General features: G+C 49.7%; 13 protein-coding genes and 1 pseudogene. 10 read left to right on the top strand and 4 right to left on the bottom strand.

All coding sequences use genetic code 11. The features are described 5' to 3' along the window. The first annotated feature begins 27 nt into the window (after positions 1 to 27). Positions 28 to 993, top strand: a complete 966-nt coding sequence (locus CRO57_RS00700) for a homoserine kinase (protein ID WP_097151494.1) — start codon at positions 28 to 30, stop codon at positions 991 to 993. Positions 994 to 1,041: 48 nt separating this feature from the next. Here the strand turns inward: CRO57_RS00700 and CRO57_RS00705 are convergent, their stop codons facing one another. Further along, the gene (locus CRO57_RS00705; protein WP_097151495.1) at positions 1,042 to 1,881 is read right to left on the bottom strand and encodes a class I SAM-dependent methyltransferase; all 840 of its coding nucleotides are present in this window, start codon (positions 1,879 to 1,881) and stop codon (positions 1,042 to 1,044) included. A gap of 323 nt (positions 1,882 to 2,204) precedes the next feature. Here CRO57_RS00705 and rnhA point away from each other — a divergent pair, with 323 nt between their 5' ends. Beyond that, the gene (gene rnhA / locus CRO57_RS00710) at positions 2,205 to 2,642 is read left to right on the top strand and encodes a ribonuclease HI (protein WP_097151496.1); all 438 of its coding nucleotides are present in this window, start codon (positions 2,205 to 2,207) and stop codon (positions 2,640 to 2,642) included. A gap of 105 nt (positions 2,643 to 2,747) precedes the next feature. On the opposite strand, the gene CRO57_RS00715 is transcribed toward rnhA, so the two are convergent. Continuing rightward, positions 2,748 to 3,074, bottom strand: a complete 327-nt coding sequence (locus CRO57_RS00715; RefSeq protein ID WP_097151497.1) for a PilZ domain-containing protein — start codon at positions 3,072 to 3,074, stop codon at positions 2,748 to 2,750. Between the two features lie 285 nt (positions 3,075 to 3,359). Further along, positions 3,360 to 3,920 (bottom strand): DUF3592 domain-containing protein, encoded by a 561-nt coding sequence (locus CRO57_RS00720; protein WP_170955892.1) that lies wholly within the window; start codon positions 3,918 to 3,920, stop codon positions 3,360 to 3,362. Between the two features lie 163 nt (positions 3,921 to 4,083). Here CRO57_RS00720 and CRO57_RS00725 point away from each other — a divergent pair, with 163 nt between their 5' ends. From CRO57_RS00725 to CRO57_RS00750, 6 genes and pseudogenes are all read left to right on the top strand, one after another. Next, positions 4,084 to 4,503: a hypothetical protein gene (locus CRO57_RS00725; RefSeq protein WP_097151499.1), complete on the top strand. Its 420-nt coding sequence runs from the start codon at positions 4,084 to 4,086 to the stop codon at positions 4,501 to 4,503. A gap of 50 nt (positions 4,504 to 4,553) precedes the next feature. Continuing rightward, positions 4,554 to 4,931, top strand: a complete 378-nt coding sequence (locus CRO57_RS00730) for a type II toxin-antitoxin system ParD family antitoxin (RefSeq protein ID WP_097151500.1) — start codon at positions 4,554 to 4,556, stop codon at positions 4,929 to 4,931. Between the two features lie 317 nt (positions 4,932 to 5,248). Beyond that, on the top strand, positions 5,249 to 6,673 hold the full coding sequence (gene thrC / locus CRO57_RS00735) for a threonine synthase (RefSeq protein ID WP_170956020.1): 1,425 nt from the start codon (positions 5,249 to 5,251) through the stop codon (positions 6,671 to 6,673). Between the two features lie 138 nt (positions 6,674 to 6,811). Next, the gene (locus CRO57_RS00740; RefSeq protein WP_244579983.1) at positions 6,812 to 8,071 is read left to right on the top strand and encodes a M16 family metallopeptidase; all 1,260 of its coding nucleotides are present in this window, start codon (positions 6,812 to 6,814) and stop codon (positions 8,069 to 8,071) included. A 92-nt stretch (positions 8,072 to 8,163) separates the two neighbouring features. After that, positions 8,164 to 8,850 carry a GNAT family N-acetyltransferase gene (locus CRO57_RS00745; protein ID WP_097151502.1) on the top strand — a complete coding sequence of 229 codons (687 nt, stop codon included), beginning with the start codon at positions 8,164 to 8,166 and terminating at the stop codon, positions 8,848 to 8,850. 326 nt (positions 8,851 to 9,176) lie between these two features. After that, positions 9,177 to 11,993 (top strand): annotated as a pseudogene (locus tag CRO57_RS00750) (EAL domain-containing protein); the annotation flags it as partial. 1,541 nt (positions 11,994 to 13,534) lie between these two features. Here CRO57_RS00750 and CRO57_RS00755 read toward each other — a convergent pair. Continuing rightward, entirely contained in the window at positions 13,535 to 14,158 is a 624-nt protein-coding gene (locus CRO57_RS00755; RefSeq protein ID WP_097151503.1) for a YqgE/AlgH family protein, read from the bottom strand. Between the two features lie 231 nt (positions 14,159 to 14,389). Between CRO57_RS00755 and CRO57_RS00760 the strand changes: the two genes are divergently transcribed. After that, the gene (locus tag CRO57_RS00760) at positions 14,390 to 15,220 is read left to right on the top strand and encodes a protein-disulfide reductase DsbD domain-containing protein (RefSeq protein ID WP_141401144.1); all 831 of its coding nucleotides are present in this window, start codon (positions 14,390 to 14,392) and stop codon (positions 15,218 to 15,220) included. 33 nt (positions 15,221 to 15,253) lie between these two features. Continuing rightward, positions 15,254 to 15,742, top strand: a complete 489-nt coding sequence (locus CRO57_RS00765) for a peroxiredoxin (RefSeq protein ID WP_097151505.1) — start codon at positions 15,254 to 15,256, stop codon at positions 15,740 to 15,742.

A 15,742-nucleotide genomic window follows, 5' to 3' on the forward strand; every position in this document is an offset into this window, starting at 1 on the left:
GCCCAATAAGATCAAGAGACAAGAATTATGGCCGTTTATACTGAAGTGTCTGATGAAGAACTGAATGAGTTTGTCGATGGCTATGATATCGGAGCCTTGCTTTCTTATAAGGGTATTGCGGAAGGGGTGGAGAATTCCAATTATCTGATCCATACCGAAAATGGCAATTTCATTCTGACCCTTTATGAAAAGCGGGTGGACTCCAATGACCTGCCATTTTTCCTCGGTCTGAAGGAACATCTTGCCAGCAAGGGACTCAATTGTCCGGTGCCGATCAAAAATCGGGATGGTAAGAGCCTTGGTCATTTGGCGGGGCGTCCTGCTGCTATTATCAGTTTCCTGGATGGGATGTGGGTGCGCCGTCCAAATGTCACGCATTGCGAGCAATTGGGTGTCGCCTTGGCACAAATGCATGAAGCTGGTCAGGACTTTGAATTGAGCCGCTCCAATGCGCTTTCTGTCTCTGGTTGGCGTCCTCTTTTTGCCATGTGTGGAGATCGGGCTGACAGTGTGCAAGCGGGATTGCATGCCGAGATTGAGAATGAGCTGGATTTTATGGAAAGCAATTGGCCTGCTTCGCTGCCAACCGGGGTGATCCATGCCGATCTTTTCCCTGACAATGTCTTTTTCTTGCGCAATGAATTATCAGGTTTGATCGATTTCTATTTTGCCTGTAATGATCTTCTGGCTTATGACATTGCCATCTGCATCAATGCCTGGTGTTTTGAAGCAGATGATATGTTCAACGTGACCAAGATCAGAGCGCTTTTGAAGGGATATCAGTCTGTCCGCCAACTGGAGGGGGCTGAGCTGGCAGCTCTGCCTTTGTTGTCCAGAGGGGCAGCCCTGCGTTTTCTTCTTACCCGTCTCTATGATTGGTTGAATATACCCGAAGGGGCATTGGTCATGCCCAAGGATCCGGGTGAATATATCAAGAAACTTCGTTTTCATCGCTCAATCCGCTCGGTGGCGGACTATGGCATTCAGACCTGAATGGTCAGAAGATGGCAGCGTGTTCCAGAAAAGTGTCTTTTCGGCTTTCTATTTCTTTTCCGCCAAAACAAGGTGTCCATAGATCGGATTGCCTTCGTCACTGCGCACAACAATGATTTCGAAATGTTTGGCAACCAGTCCATTGGCATCCATGAGTCTCCGAATATAGCTCTCGCTATGGGCGAAACGATGTTTGCGCCCAACCTTGAAATCTGCACCTTCAAAGGCTTCATCTGGCATCGTCTCGGAAGAAAAAGCAAAGAACCCGCCTTTATCAAGGCATCGGGCAACATGATGGAATTTTTCTTCCAGTGCCCCAAGATATGGAAGAACATCGGTTGAGACAATCAAATCCCAACCCTGGATTTCGCCCTTGGAGGTACCATCGTCTTCAATGTCTTTGAGAAATTCGACCACGTCACCAGCATAGAGATCATCATAGACACCTTTCTCATAGGCTTCATCGAGCATGCCGGTCGATAGATCAACACCGATCATTTCCACGACCTTCTCAGCCATTGATATGCCGGTCAATCCGGTGCCACAGCCAAGATCCAACATGCGTTTGAAACGCCGCTCGGGCCGATGGGAGACGATCATCTCACGGACCATCATGGGAACGGCATAGCCCAGATCGTCGACGAGGATTTTTTCGAAAGCTTCGGCATGCTGATCAAACAGGGTCGCGACATAAGCCACAGGTGCCTTTTCAGGTGTTGGGCCTTGCTCTATGGAAGCTAAACGCACCGCAGCGCCTCCATGATCATCTGGATCCAATGCCAAGACGGTGCGATAGGCCTCAGCAGCCTCTCTCAATTTGCCTGCTTTTTCCAGTTCCAGCGCCTTGTTATAGGCCTCAGCCAGTGCGCCCTGATCAAGCTCGCTCATAACCAATCGTCTCCTACTGTCGTGGATGCTCCCCATACAGGTGTCAATCAGAAACGTCCAGCAAAAAAACGAGTACCAAAGAACAGAAGGTGGCCTCGATTGCATTGTGTATGATTTGAGCTGCTGCTTGCGTGTCGCAAGCAGGCGATCTAGATATCGACTAATCAAAAAACTATGCGCCGATAACGAAGAATAATAGCTGATAGTGAAAATCACGATCTAAACCGATGGTGCATTTACCGGCATTGTTGCGCTTGTCCGTAGCGCTTGGGCGCGAGGACGTGGAAACCTAGAATATTCAACCGCATGTGAAAGGACGGCTGATGGGAAAAGTCACGATCTATACGGACGGAGCCTGTTCCGGCAATCCTGGACCAGGAGGCTGGGGTGCATTGCTTCTTTATGGCGAACACGAAAGAGAGCTCTATGGTGGAGAAGCTGAGACTACGAACAATCGTATGGAACTTCAGGCCGCTATTGAGGCGCTCAATGCATTGAAGCGTTCCTGCGAGATCGATCTTTACACTGATAGTCAATATGTAAAGGGTGGAATTACTGGTTGGATCCATGGCTGGAAAAAAAATGGATGGAAAACATCCAATAAAAAACCAGTTAAAAATGCGGAGCTTTGGCAAGCCCTGGATGAAGCTTTGCGACCTCATCAGGTGAGTTGGCACTGGGTGAAGGGGCATGCCGGACATGAAGGAAACGAACGGGCCGATGAGTTGGCTCGTCGTGGTATGGAGCCCTACAAGGGTTAGACATAGATGTCGACAAAAGGGCCAGCTGATCTTGAGAACCAGCCAGCCCTTGCTGCCAAGATGCGCGCAACCCGTCCAAAGGATCTTGGGCATCAGGAATTTTTGTCATCCACGTGTGGCAATAATGGACATTCGGCGAATATCACTTTTTGCCAATGTGCGCACATCTTCCATATCAGTGTCGAACTCCACACCGATTTCATCTTCCCGATGCCAGACAATATGAACCTCTGCCATAGTGCCGTCCTTACGGTTCAGCAGGGAAAAGGTACTGGGAAGGGTGATCATCGGATCCACCTTGATGCGCATGCCATGCCGGCTTTCATTGCGAATGGTGCAATCCATGCTCATGGCGAAATTGTTATAAAAGACTTTGCCACCCTTCAGAACGCGGCGACGCGTACACTGGCGACGGTCCGGGAAGATGTCCATGTTTTTTGCCTCAATGCGACTGCTGCATTTCGTGACAATCCTGTTTTGCAGCAGTCGGGTCTGATGTCTGAATTTTCATCAAATTTAACATAAACACCAAGCAGTTGCATCGGCTTTCCAAAAAATGTCTTAACAAGCTCTTAACATGAACAAGTGCATTTGCAGGCTTTCTTTAACCTTTGGTAATACTTTAAACACGCCCTTCAAAGATACTGCAAGACAAAGGAAAAAGGCTCGCAGGGAGCCTTGTCTTTCATACATGTTGCGGTATCGACAAGTTCCAACTCAACTGGTGTAGAAGCGAACTTTATTTGCAACCTTTGGCAAGCCCCACCATGCAAACAAGGCAACCACCACAAATCCAACACCAAACCAAAGGGCAAAATTGGCTATGCTATCTTCGCCGGGCCGTAGAATGGTCACCGACGGATTGTTGGGGTCAACGTATACCGGATGCTTGGAACCCTTGGGATAGTCAGCCAGAATTGCCTTGGCGTCTTGCATTTTTGAGTAACCCATATCGGACATGGAAAGGCGATCTTGCTGCAAAGTTTCGCCATCGCGCACAAATTCGTAAATGACTTTGGGATAATGGAAGGTCTTTTTGCGTCCCTTGGTCTGTTTGACTGTCGAAATTGACGATGAAACAATTGTACCTTCAATCGTTGGCCAATTTTGGGCTTTGTTGGCGTCCTGTACCAACATGATACCGAGATAGAGGAAAGCAGCACCTGCCAGCAAAAGTCCGAAAGGAACACCATGGATAGCCATGAAATGCCAAAATCGATTTGATGAACTCATGCTGGATTGTCCAATCGTCTCTTCCTGCGGAATAGGAGTGGGCATGATCATTTCCCTCTTTTGAAAGCCTGTCGGCGAAAATCAGCACCAAGTTCCACCCGGATTCATTCATCAATTATAGTGAGCATACATCTGGGAGGATCGTAGTTGGACATTAGAGGAGAAATGCGTAGGCCGACATTGTCAAAGGTCAAATCTGCTGTTCGACATGGAGCAAAGCACGAGAAAAGACAGAATTGAAAATGTCATCAAATTTTTGTTCAGACTATCTGATGTTCGCAAAATGGGAACAAATCAGGCACATTTGGGGATAACCAAGGCAAGCGAAAAATTATTAAAACGATCAAAAAAAAACATGTCGGGAATCTTGACACCAAAGCCGGTCAAGAGTCGTCAAAGGTTTAAAGGCTGTATGTTTCGATTTCCGTATTTGGATAAATTGCTTCAGCGGAAAATGTGTAAAAAATTCCTTAAAAAAACCGTTTCCTTTCCGGAGCTGGGCTGTAAGACTGTACGAACCAACCGGGCGGGTGTGGTGATATCAAAGGTAGAAAATAGCGGAAAATACGCATTTTGCCTGGATATAGCCAGTTTAATGGGAATGAAGGCCAAGGTTGGAACAGGGTAGATTGGGATGCGGCACATTGCATCGATCCTGTTTAAAGGATGGCAAGACCAATGAGGAAAGGCGAGGCTGACGTGGCATCTTCAAGTCGGACAATTGCAATTGGTGACTATTTCGAACGGTTCGTGGCAGAACAGGTTTCTTCTGGACGTTTCAACAACAGCTCGGAAGTGATGCGAGCAGGCCTGCGCATGCTTGAAGAGCATGAGCTGTGTTTGCGTGAGCAGAAATCCATCGTTCATTTGAAGGAAACCGATGCAAAACTGAATATGGCAGAACAGGCTCAGTTGGTCTCAAGTGAGGCAGCGGCGAAGGTTACCAATTCTGTCAAAGATGCCATGCAGGCTTTGGCCGGAAGTGGCCTGGCGAAAGCGCAGGCAGCTATTCCGGCAACAAAATGTCAGCTTCGCGCGCGAGTGGCGGCTGAATAGCTCTTGCTCATAGATCATGTTTTACATGGTCGGCATCAAAAAAGGCGGTATGGAGCAATCCCTACCGCCTTTTTTGATAGCAAAGCACTCCTCCCGTAACAACCACCCCTTGCTCCATGCGGCATGAACGGCTAGGGTGCCGCCGGTATTGGCCGGGCAAACCTGCTTTGCGCCAAATCCTTTATGAGATCAATATCGGGACCGTTGACGCTTTCTGCATTATTGCGATCTGGCAGGCACGTAGGCGGCCCTTGCAAGACAGTTGACCAGATCCGGCCATATGGTGAATGGACTGGTGGAACGAGGCAGTGATAGGCGTGAAATATGTAAGCACGCGGGGGGAAGCGCCCGAACTCGGCTTCTGTGATGCAATTCTGGCTGGCCTTGCAAATGATGGTGGGCTTTATGTTCCCAAGGAATGGCCAACCTTGAGTGATGAGCAGATTGCCGCTCTTGCTGGCAAAAGCTATTCTGACATTGCCTATGCCGTAATGAAGCCTTATGTCGAAGGTGAAATTCCGGATGAAACATTCCGAACCATGATTGATGAAGCTTATGGCGCTTTCCGCCATCAGGCAGTGGTGCCATTGGTTCAGACTGGCGCCAATGAATTCATTATGGAACTGTTCCATGGCCCAACCCTTGCTTTCAAAGACGTTGCGATGCAGCTGCTGGCGCGGATGATGGATTTTGTGCTGGCTCAGCGTTCGGCCAAGGCAACAATCGTGGGTGCGACATCCGGAGACACTGGTGGTGCTGCGATTGAAGCTTTTCGCGGGCGCTCCAATACAGATATCTTCATTCTGTTTCCGGAAGGCCGTGTTTCTCCGGTGCAGCAGCGCCAGATGACTTCTGTCCTGGATGACAATGTGCATTGTATTGCGCTCAAAGGACATTTTGACGATTGTCAGGCCATTGTCAAAGACATGTTTGGTCACAAAGGCTTCAAGGACACGGTCGCGCTGTCCGGTGTGAATTCCATCAACTGGGGTCGGATCATGGCTCAGGTTGTGTACTATTTTACATCTGCCCTATCTCTTGGCGCACCTTACCGTCAGGTCTCCTTCACCGTGCCGACAGGTAATTTTGGCGATATTTTTGCTGGCTTCGTGGCCAAACAGATGGGCTTGCCGATTGATAAACTGATCATTGCAACCAATCAGAATGATATCCTGGCTCGCGCACTGGAAAGTGGATCTTATGAGGTCAAGGGTGTGACGCCATCTGCTTCGCCAAGTATGGATATACAGGTCTCCTCGAACTTCGAACGTTTGTTGTTTGAATTGCATGGCCGGGATAGTGAAGCAGTAAAGCGTATGATGTCCGGATTGAAACAGTCCGGTTCCTTTACCATCGCCGACAAACCGTTGGGCCGTTTGAGGAAAGGGTTTTCGGCAGATCGGGCTAGTGAGGCTGAAACTGCTGCGACAATAAAGGATGTTCTGGAGACAACAGGATATCTCATGGATCCCCATACTGCGGTGGGGGTGCATGTGGCGCGCAAGCATAACAGGCAAAGCTGCGATTGTTGTTCGGCAGAGTCTCCGATGGTGGTGCTTTCCACAGCACATCCGGCCAAATTCCCGGCAGCGGTTGAAGAAGCTTCAGGCCAATATCCGGATCTGCCACTCTGGTTATCCGATTTGATGGACAGAGAAGAGAAATTTGATGTGTTGGAAAACAGCATTGAGGACGTTGAAGCATTTATCCTCAAACATGCCCGTGCTGCACAAAAGACATGACAAGATTAAGAGGGTCGCAGACTGTGTATAGTCTGCGGCCTTTGATTTGTGCTCTATCGAACTTGGGGCAATCCGGACAAACTGGTCCGGCAAAAAAACAATAATCATCGAACAGAGGTAAAAACCTTGCCAGTGCAAATGACCACCCTTGAGAACGGCCTGACGGTCATCTCCGACGAAATGGATCATCTCAAAAGCGCCGCCGTTGGCGTCTGGGTCGGGGCTGGGTCGCGCTCGGAAACTGACGATCAGCATGGTATCTCCCATTTGCTGGAACATATGGCCTTCAAAGGCACGAAGCAGCGCTCTGCTCGGGATATTGTGGAGCAGATCGAGGCTGTCGGTGGCGAGGTCAATGCTTCAACAGGGTTGGAAAGTACGGCATATTATGCGCGCATTCTGCAAGAAGATTTGCCATTGGCCGTCGATATTCTTGGCGATATTCTGACCGAAAGCGTGTTTGATGCTGATGAATTGCATCGTGAGCAGCATGTGATTCTCCAGGAGATTGGTGCGGCACATGATATGCCGGAAGATCGTGTTTTTGATCATGTACAGGAGAAGGCTTTTCCTGATCAGCCATTGGGCCGGACCATTCTTGGGACACCGCAAATGGTGCAAAGCTTCACCCCGAAGGCCATTCACGATTATATGGATGATCACTATCATGGCCCCGCCATGGTGCTGAGCGCCGCAGGTGGCGTGAAGCATGATGAGCTGGTCAATCTGGGGCGCGAGGCTTTCTCCAAATTCTCCAATACGGATGTCAGTGCTCCACAAAAAGCTGTATACAAGGGAGGCGAGAGCCGCGATGTACAGAAGGAATTGATGGAGGCACAGGTCGTTCTGGGCTTTGAGGGCAAAAGTTACAAGAACGAAGAATTCTATACCGCACAGATTCTGGCCTCTTTACTGGGGGGAGGTATGTCTTCCCGCCTGTTTCAGGAAGTGCGTGAAAAACGCGGCCTCTGTTACTCTGTTTATGCCTTCCATTGGGGGTTCGCCGATTCTGGTTTGTTCGGCATTCATGCAGCTACCGGAGCTGAGGATTTGGGCGAGTTGATGCCTGTGATCCTTGGTGAATTGATGCGAGCTTCTGAAGATTTGACCTTGGAAGAACTCAACCGTTCTCGCGCACAGATCAAGGCAGGATTGCTGATGTCACTGGAAAGTCCCGCTGCTCGTGCCAGTCAGATTGCTCGCCAGCGCCTTCTGTTTGGCCGCACATTAAGCACGAGTGAATTGGTTGAAAAAATTGAGGCAATCAGTGTTGAAGATGTGAGAAATATGGCTGCCAATCTATTTACCAAATCATCCCCTTCCATGGCATCCGTCGGTCCGGTTGATGCTCTTATGCCTCTGGATGAAGTCTCCAAACGGCTTGGAACCGGAGCTTGAGACTGTCTGCATTGGCTTGATCCCGTCTCCGGCAGTCGTTAGGCTGGTGGAGAACCGCCAATGAACACCGCTTGCAAGGGAGAGATGGTCTGATGATTTCCGGTCTTGTCTCTCGTTTGCGCTCAGATCGTCAAGGAACACCCCAAGTATCTGGCCAATCTGCAAAGAAGGGCGGGTTTTCATCATGGTATCAATCTTCCTACCAAATTTTGCCCAAAGGACAATCGACAGGCACTCTTGATGGCCCCAATGTCTATTTACGGGCGCCGGATAAACGGGATTGTGACCAATGGCTGGCTGTGCGTCGGGAAAGTGCCGATTTTCTAAGACCTTGGGAACCTCTTTGGCCTGAGGATGATGTGACCCCGCGGGGATATCAACGTCGTCTTGCTCAATATCGCAAGGATGCGAAAGATGGGCGTTCGTTGCCCTATTTCATTTTCGCAACCCAAACAAATCAGCTGTTGGGTGGTATCAATCTGTCCAATATTCGCCGTGGCGTATGCCAGAGCGGATCAGTTGGTTATTGGATGGGACAGAAACACGCAGGTAAAGGTTTCATGTATGAGGCAATGGCCATGTTGTTGCCGCATTTGTTTGGCCACAACGCGCTGCACAGAATAGAAGCTGCCTGTCTGCCGCACAATCACCGTTCGATTGCTCTTTTGCAGCGTCTTGGCTTTCAACATGAAGGGCTTGCTCGGCAATATCTCTGCATCAATGGCAGATGGGAAGATCATTTGTTGTTTGCAGTTTTGCGAAGTGACTATGGGCAATGACTGGCCGTAAAAACGGCGCTTTTTCATGTCATGATCTTGCAGGAAGTGATGATTCTGAAGCCATGGATCCGCCCTGATGTGAGCATGGCCGAGGGCTATACCAGCGGGTAAGTGGCAGCTGGCTTGCAACCTCAAAGCAATTTTGCTGAAAGGAAGCAGTCGTTAGTCGGATTTTCATATGAAAAACCGACTTCTGATGCAATTTCGTCTTGTGTGACGGTTAGCAAAAATTTAACTATGGAAACAAGTGTTCAGCTCGCCTGACGTTTGAATTAAAGGGGCCTTTTGTGACGCGCGTATCTGTCCTGACAGCCATTTTGTTTGCCATGGTGCTTTCCATTGTGCAGGTGTCTTCTGCCTGGGCTTTGGAAGCCGTCGATGTCAAGGCCGATGTCAAAGTCCTGGATCTGAGCAAGATTTATGAAGAGCATGAAGGTGACGGAGATAGGTTGCAGGTTTCAACCGCGCCTGGTCCGGATGGAATTGTTCGTCGTATCGAGGTGCGGGCGCGTCAGTCTGGTGTCATCCCGGGCTGGGCCGTTTTCGCTCTTGAAAACAAAACCGATCGTCAGGTGGACCGCTATCTGGTGGTCCCGCATTTTCGCATGTCGGGTTCAGGCTTGTTAAAGCCGGATCTTGGTGCACAGCGTGTTAAGTCCATATCCACTTCGCAAGGTTTTGCACCCGAGCGTATTCCGGATGCCGAAGCTGATGTTTTTCGGGTAACGCTGGACCCGGGGACCGTGGTGACGTTTGTTCTGGAAAAGAGCAATCGAAAATTGCCTGGTCTGGCTCTGTGGGAGCCGCAAGCTTATAAGGACTATGTCAACAGCTACACCTTCTTTCGCGGAATCGTACTCGGTATCGCAGGGCTATTGGCACTTTTCCTGATCATTCTTTTCGTGGTCAAGGGTGCTGCAATGTTCCCCGCAGCAGCGCTGCTTGCTTGGTCGGTTCTAGCCTATCTCGCCATTGATTTCGGCTTCATGGGATATCTGGTTGATATATCAACCTCTGCCGAACCTATCTGGCGTGCGGGGGCGGAAGTGGTTTTCTCCGCCTCAATCCTGATCTTGTTGTTCACGTATCTGACGCTTCATCGATGGCATGTGCATTATTCGCATATCTCGGGCCTTTGGATGATTTTTCTGATTGTTGTACTGGGAGTGGCTCTGTTCGATCCGGCGTTGGGTGCCGGTATTGCACGTCTTTCCATGGCAGCAACCGCATCTGCCGGTTTTGCAATCATTCTCTATCTTGCCTTCAATGGATTTGATCGCGCCATAATGCTGATTCCGACATGGATCTTGCTTCTGTTATGGCTGGTTGCATCGGGTGCCGCAGTAATTGGAGTTTTGGACAACGATCTGGTTCAACCAGCTCTAAATGGCGGTTTGGTTCTGCTGGTACTGCTCTTCTCTTTCACGATCATGCAACATGCCTTTTCAGGCGGCATCCTGTCGCAGGGTATCGTCTCGGATAGCGAACGTCGTGCTCTGGCTGTCGTTGGCTCCGGTGATATCGTATGGGATTGGGACATTCCTCGTGATCGCATTCATACATCGGGTGAAGCGGAGAAAATTCTTGGCTTGAAGCAAGGCTCTCTGGATGGCCATGCACGTGATTGGTTGGAAATTCTCCACCCTCAGGATAGAGATCGTTTTTCCTCGACGTTGGATGCTGTTATCGATCAACGGCGGGGACGCGTGAATCAGAGTTTCCGTCTACGCGCCGATGACGGGCATTATCGTTGGTTCAAACTGCGGGCTCGGCCCGTTGTTGGAACTGATGGGGAAGTTGTGCGTTGTGTTGGCACATTGCTGGATACCACGGACCAGCGCAATGCTGAAGAACGCATGCTGCATGATGCGGTGCATGACAATCTCACAGGGCTGGCCAATCGTGAATTGCTGCACGACCGTCTGGGAAGTGCGATGATCCGCACCAAGGTGGAAGCAACCGCGAAACCTGCTGTTCTGCTGGTGGACATCGATGATTTTCGTTCCATCAATGATAGCTATGGCTTGTCCATTGGAGACTCCTTGCTATTGACCGTGGCGCGGCGTTTGAACAGAATCCTAAAACCTCAAGACACGATTGCCCGCTTTTATGGTGACCAATTTGCAATCATTCTGCTGTCCGAACAACAGCCAGAGCGTATTGCCATCTTTGCTGACAATGTGCGTCGCCAGTTGCGTGAACCCATCGTTTTTGGTGATAAGGAATTGTCACTGAAACTCTCCATTGGTATCTCGATTTATGACGCTCAGATCCACAATATGGCTGGCGATGTCATCAATGATGCCGAATTGGCGCTCTATCATGCCAAGCGCCTCGGTGGTGATCGGATTGAGCCATTCCGTCCATCCTTGCGTCAACAAGGACGCAGCCGAGGTCCAATGGACCGGGATCTTGTCACGGCGTTGGAGAAAAACGAGATTGATGTTGTCTTCCAACCTATCGTTGGATTGAAAGATCGTCAGATCAAAGGCTTTGAAGCTCTTGCTCGCTGGACCCATGCGCAAAGAGGTATTGTTCCACCTTCGGAGTTCATTCCAGCGGCTGAACGCACCGGTCTGATTGTGCCTTTGGGCATCTACATAATGGAACAGGCCGCGCGCCAGCTGTCAGTTTGGCAGCAATCACAGGAAAGCCTGGGCGATCTCTTCATGAGCGTCAATGTCTCCTCCCGTCAGTTGCTGCGTCATGATCTGATCAACGATGTCAAAACGGTTCTGTCCCGTTCCAACGTCAAACGTGGTACGCTCAAGCTGGAATTGACCGAGAGTCTGGTCATGGAGAACCCCGAATATGCGTCCCAGGTTCTGGAGAAGCTACGGAATATGGGAGCGGGATTGTCACTCGATGACTTTGGTACAGGTTATTCTTCATTGGCTTATTTGCAGCATTTTCCGTTTGATACGCTGAAAATAGATAAAAGCTTCATCGGTCAGTCTTCGCAGGTCACTTCGGTCATCCTCAGTTCCATCGTCGCATTGGCAAAGGATCTGGATCTGAATCTGGTTGCCGAAGGTGTCGAGAATGAAGAAGCAGTCAGTCAATTGTTGGCAATGGGATGTCCGCTTGCTCAGGGTTTCCTGTTCGGTAAACCATTGACAGCAAGTGACGCTGGCCAGTTGCTGCACCATCAACTGGAACAACAAAAAGCGGCACTTGCCGAGGCAAAAGCGCGTCAGGAAGTCGAAGCCAAGGCGGAAATTGCGCGCCAGAAAGCGGAAAAGCAACGCCAGCTTGAAGCCAAACTCGCAGCTGAAGCAAAAGAGCTGGAACGCGCTCAAGCCCATGCTCGCCAGATAGCAGCTACTCCGCTACCAGCAGAACCACCAAAATCGCCCAAACCCGTTCCACAACCCGATGCTGCCTTGGATGATGTTATGGATTTGGCGCTTGAAAGCGCCATCAGCGAAGCGGCTGCGCAAGCGGTTACAGAGCAGGGCGCCACTCTGATGAAAGTCGCTGATCGACAACAGGGCGAGACGAAGAAGGACAAAGCAAGCGCGGAAGCAAAAACTCCCGGCAAGCAGATTCAAGCTTCCAGACCGTCCGGTGCAAGTCAGCAAAATCCAGATCAGCAGCAGGCCGAGAAAAAATCCCAAAAGCCTGCAAAAAAGGCCGGAGACTTTTTGAAGTCCGCCTTGTCAGCTGTAGAAGATGCTGCCAATTCAGCTGTGCAATCTGCCAAAAACTCGGCCGAAGCGTTGAAAGAGGCAAAAGAGAAAAAGGCCAAGTCGGATAAATCGCATCCGACTGGCAAGGATATGCAATCCCAAGCTTCGCAAGGCAACCCCAACCAGCATAGCAGGGTGGCTCGGGCAACCCCGGCATTGCCTGTTGAAGCGAATATGCCTCAGCCTAACGTTGCAAATCAGGCTCCTGCCGCACCTGTACGCGGTCAACAACTACCACTTGCAGCTGCATCACAGGCAATGCCAGCTCCTTCTGTACAGCATCAAAATGCTCAGGGGTCTGCGGTCAGACAGGAGAAAACGGCCCAACAAACCCAGTCGCTACAGCAAAAATCCCTGCAGCCACAGGTTCATCCATCTCGCCCGGCAACGGATCCATCCGGTAATATTGCAAATGCGCCAGTGCCACAGGGTGCCACACAACCCGCGAACCGCGGGCCTGCGGGGCAGGCAGAGCCAGATCAGGAAGCCAGCCCACTGACTTCTGGCAAAACAACTCCGCCTCAAAAGCAGCATACTGTCGGCGCAAACAGCCAGCCAGTTGAACAAAAAAGACAGAAGGCTCCCGAACAGCCGCCACAGCAAGGTTCGAACAATCCAGGTCAAGCCGTTCCATCAAAGGACAGGGTGACAGATGATAGCGATCTGCCTTTTGCGATGCCGGATATGTCTGGAATTGATCAGGACATTGCCGCAGCCATTGCTAATGCCATGAAAAAATCCAATGGTGACACATAAAGTATTTCTCGCAATCGTTGAATCGTGAGTTGTGTTTTAACTCTTTGTTTCGAAACGAGCTCTTATCCGAAAAAGTGCTTCAGTTTTTCGCGAAGACGCTCTAGCTTGTGAGTGTGGTCACATGCGGACTGTATAGCGATCTTCAAAAATATTGAATGAACCGGCTTTTGGTCTTTTGAAAACTGAGATGGTTGGTTTTCTTTTCGGTCTTCAAAGGTATAGAAGATAGACTTCGGAATTCAGGCATGCCCGACTTCGCTGGAGAGCATCGACAAATCGACTCCCATCAAATCCAGCGAACGATCATAAAGATCTTCTGGTGCACATTCGAAAAGCATTGTGGGATCAGGTTCGCAGGTCAGCCAGGAATTACTTTGTAACTCTTCTTCCAACTGCCCGGCAGACCATCCGGCATATCCAAGGGTTAGTAGAGCCGAACTTGGTCCTGTACCCTCAGCGAGTGCTCGCAAGATTTCGATGGTCGCTGTCAGGCAAACATCATTGGCAACCTGCAATGTGGAATCTTTGAGGATGTAGTCCCCGCTATGTAGAACAAAGCCTCGTCCTTGATCAACGGGTCCACCATCCAGTACTTTCATTCTACGCGCAGGAGACGGCAAGCTAATTGCCCCGGCACTTTCACCAAGAATATCAATTTGCTTGAGAAGATCGGGGAATGTGATCTGATCTGAAACCTGGTTGATAATCAGTCCCATGGCTCCTTGTTTGTCATGGGAGCAGATATAAACGACGGATCGTTCAAAATGAGGGCCCTTGACGCTGGGCATGGCCACAAGAAATTGCCCTTCCAGGCTGGAAGGCAATTGAGACTTACCTATATTGGAGTTGCCTAGCTCTGTCATGCTCCTGCCATCATGGTTGGCAAATCACTTATACCAGAATCGTACCTGCCCGACAGGGCGTCTGTAAAGAGGGAAGCAGGCCCTCTGCCCAGCTATTGGGCTATCACAAAAAAATGAAGACAATATTGGTACAAAACTGGATCTCGTCCCTCACTATGCCATGATAGTTGGATAATATATGCCAGCCGAAATTGATCAAACCTGTTGTTGAATGAAAAGGATCCGGAACAGATGCCCCTGCATTCCATGAAAAGACTTATGTTGTTTGCTGTCAGCGTCGCAATGCTAAATACGGTTCCATCAATGGCAGCGCAATCACCTTGGTCGGAAGGGTATGGCGGCAAAATGCGACTTGTTGCAGGGGGCAAATTCGTTGACGGGGTGAAAGCAGGGTTGGAAATTGAAATGGAGCCTGGCTGGAAAACCTACTGGAAGGTGCCCGGTGATGCTGGTATTCCCCCAACCTTGGACTTTTCCGCGTCAACCAATGTAAAGAACGTCGAAATTCTATGGCCTGCACCAACCCGATATGGGGACAATATCTCACAATTGCTTGGGTATAAGGATTGGGTGACTTTCCCGATCCGTGTTATTCCTCATAAAGCAGACCAGGCGGTTAATCTGGTGTTGGATGCAAATGTTGGCCTCTGTTCAGATCTTTGCGTACCAGTGCAAGCCAATCTATCACTTTTCGTTCCTGCTGGTGGTGATAAGGACGGAGCATCGGAGTTTGTGATTGATCGTGATCTGGCTCTTGTGCCCGGCAAGAGCGAAGAAGGTTTCAGAATAACCAAGGTGATCCGGAAAAAGGGTCTCAATGCACCGGATCAGCTGATCATTACCGCTGACATACCAAAAGGGATGGGGAAGTCCGATTTGTTTGTTGAAGGACCAACCGATTGGTATCTTCCATTACCGCAGCCTATGAAAAATCAGGCTGGCCAGTTTCGACTGGGACTGGAAGGTCTGCCCAAAGAAGCCAAGACCAAGAATGTGGAACTGATTTTTACACTGACCAATGGCGAAAAAGCGGTTGAACAGACCATCCTTCTGACTGACTGACTGCCACGAAAATCAAAATGATTGAGAGAAGACATGATCAAAATTGGAGATACAATTCCTGTTGCCCGTTTTCCCGTCTTGAAAGAAGACCATATTGAGCACTTGACCACCCAGGATATTTTTGCAGGCAAAAAGGTGATTTTATTTGGTGTGCCAGGGGCCTACACACCTACATGTCACCAAAATCATCTGCCCGGGTATCTGGATAATATTGAGGGATTGAAAGCTCTGGGGGCAGATGTTGTAGCGGTTGTGGCAGTGAATGATGTCTTCGTGATGGATTTCTGGGCCAAAGATACCGGCGGTAAAGGCAAAATGCTGTATCTCTCGGACGGCAGTGGTGAATTTGCAAAAGCCATGGGACTCGATATTGATCTGTCAGCCCATGGAATGGGTTTGCGCAATCAGCGCTATTCTCTCATTGCAGATAACGGTGTGGTGACCCATTTCAATCTGGAAGAAAAACCGGGTGTTGCCGAAAAAACTGGTGCTGCTGCTATTATCGAGCAACTGCAAGCCTAA

This window comes from Cohaesibacter gelatinilyticus (assembly GCF_900215605.1).
GTDB lineage: Bacteria > Pseudomonadota > Alphaproteobacteria > Rhizobiales > Cohaesibacteraceae > Cohaesibacter > Cohaesibacter gelatinilyticus.

Excerpts from the sequence above, each read along its gene's own strand:
- CRO57_RS00700 (WP_097151494.1), top strand. The coding sequence starts at position 28 with ATGGCCGTTTATACTGAAGTGTCTGATGAAGAACTGAATGAGTTTGTC.
- CRO57_RS00705 (WP_097151495.1), bottom strand. The coding sequence starts at position 1,881 with ATGAGCGAGCTTGATCAGGGCGCACTGGCTGAGGCCTATAACAAGGCG.
- rnhA (WP_097151496.1), top strand. The coding sequence starts at position 2,205 with ATGGGAAAAGTCACGATCTATACGGACGGAGCCTGTTCCGGCAATCCT.
- CRO57_RS00715 (WP_097151497.1), bottom strand. The coding sequence starts at position 3,074 with ATGGACATCTTCCCGGACCGTCGCCAGTGTACGCGTCGCCGCGTTCTG.
- CRO57_RS00720 (WP_170955892.1), bottom strand. The coding sequence starts at position 3,920 with ATGCCCACTCCTATTCCGCAGGAAGAGACGATTGGACAATCCAGCATG.
- CRO57_RS00725 (WP_097151499.1), top strand. The coding sequence starts at position 4,084 with ATGGAGCAAAGCACGAGAAAAGACAGAATTGAAAATGTCATCAAATTT.
- CRO57_RS00730 (WP_097151500.1), top strand. The coding sequence starts at position 4,554 with ATGAGGAAAGGCGAGGCTGACGTGGCATCTTCAAGTCGGACAATTGCA.
- CRO57_RS00740 (WP_244579983.1), top strand. The coding sequence starts at position 6,812 with ATGACCACCCTTGAGAACGGCCTGACGGTCATCTCCGACGAAATGGAT.
- CRO57_RS00745 (WP_097151502.1), top strand. The coding sequence starts at position 8,164 with ATGATTTCCGGTCTTGTCTCTCGTTTGCGCTCAGATCGTCAAGGAACA.
- CRO57_RS00755 (WP_097151503.1), bottom strand. The coding sequence starts at position 14,158 with ATGACAGAGCTAGGCAACTCCAATATAGGTAAGTCTCAATTGCCTTCC.
- CRO57_RS00760 (WP_141401144.1), top strand. The coding sequence starts at position 14,390 with ATGCCCCTGCATTCCATGAAAAGACTTATGTTGTTTGCTGTCAGCGTC.
- CRO57_RS00765 (WP_097151505.1), top strand. The coding sequence starts at position 15,254 with ATGATCAAAATTGGAGATACAATTCCTGTTGCCCGTTTTCCCGTCTTG.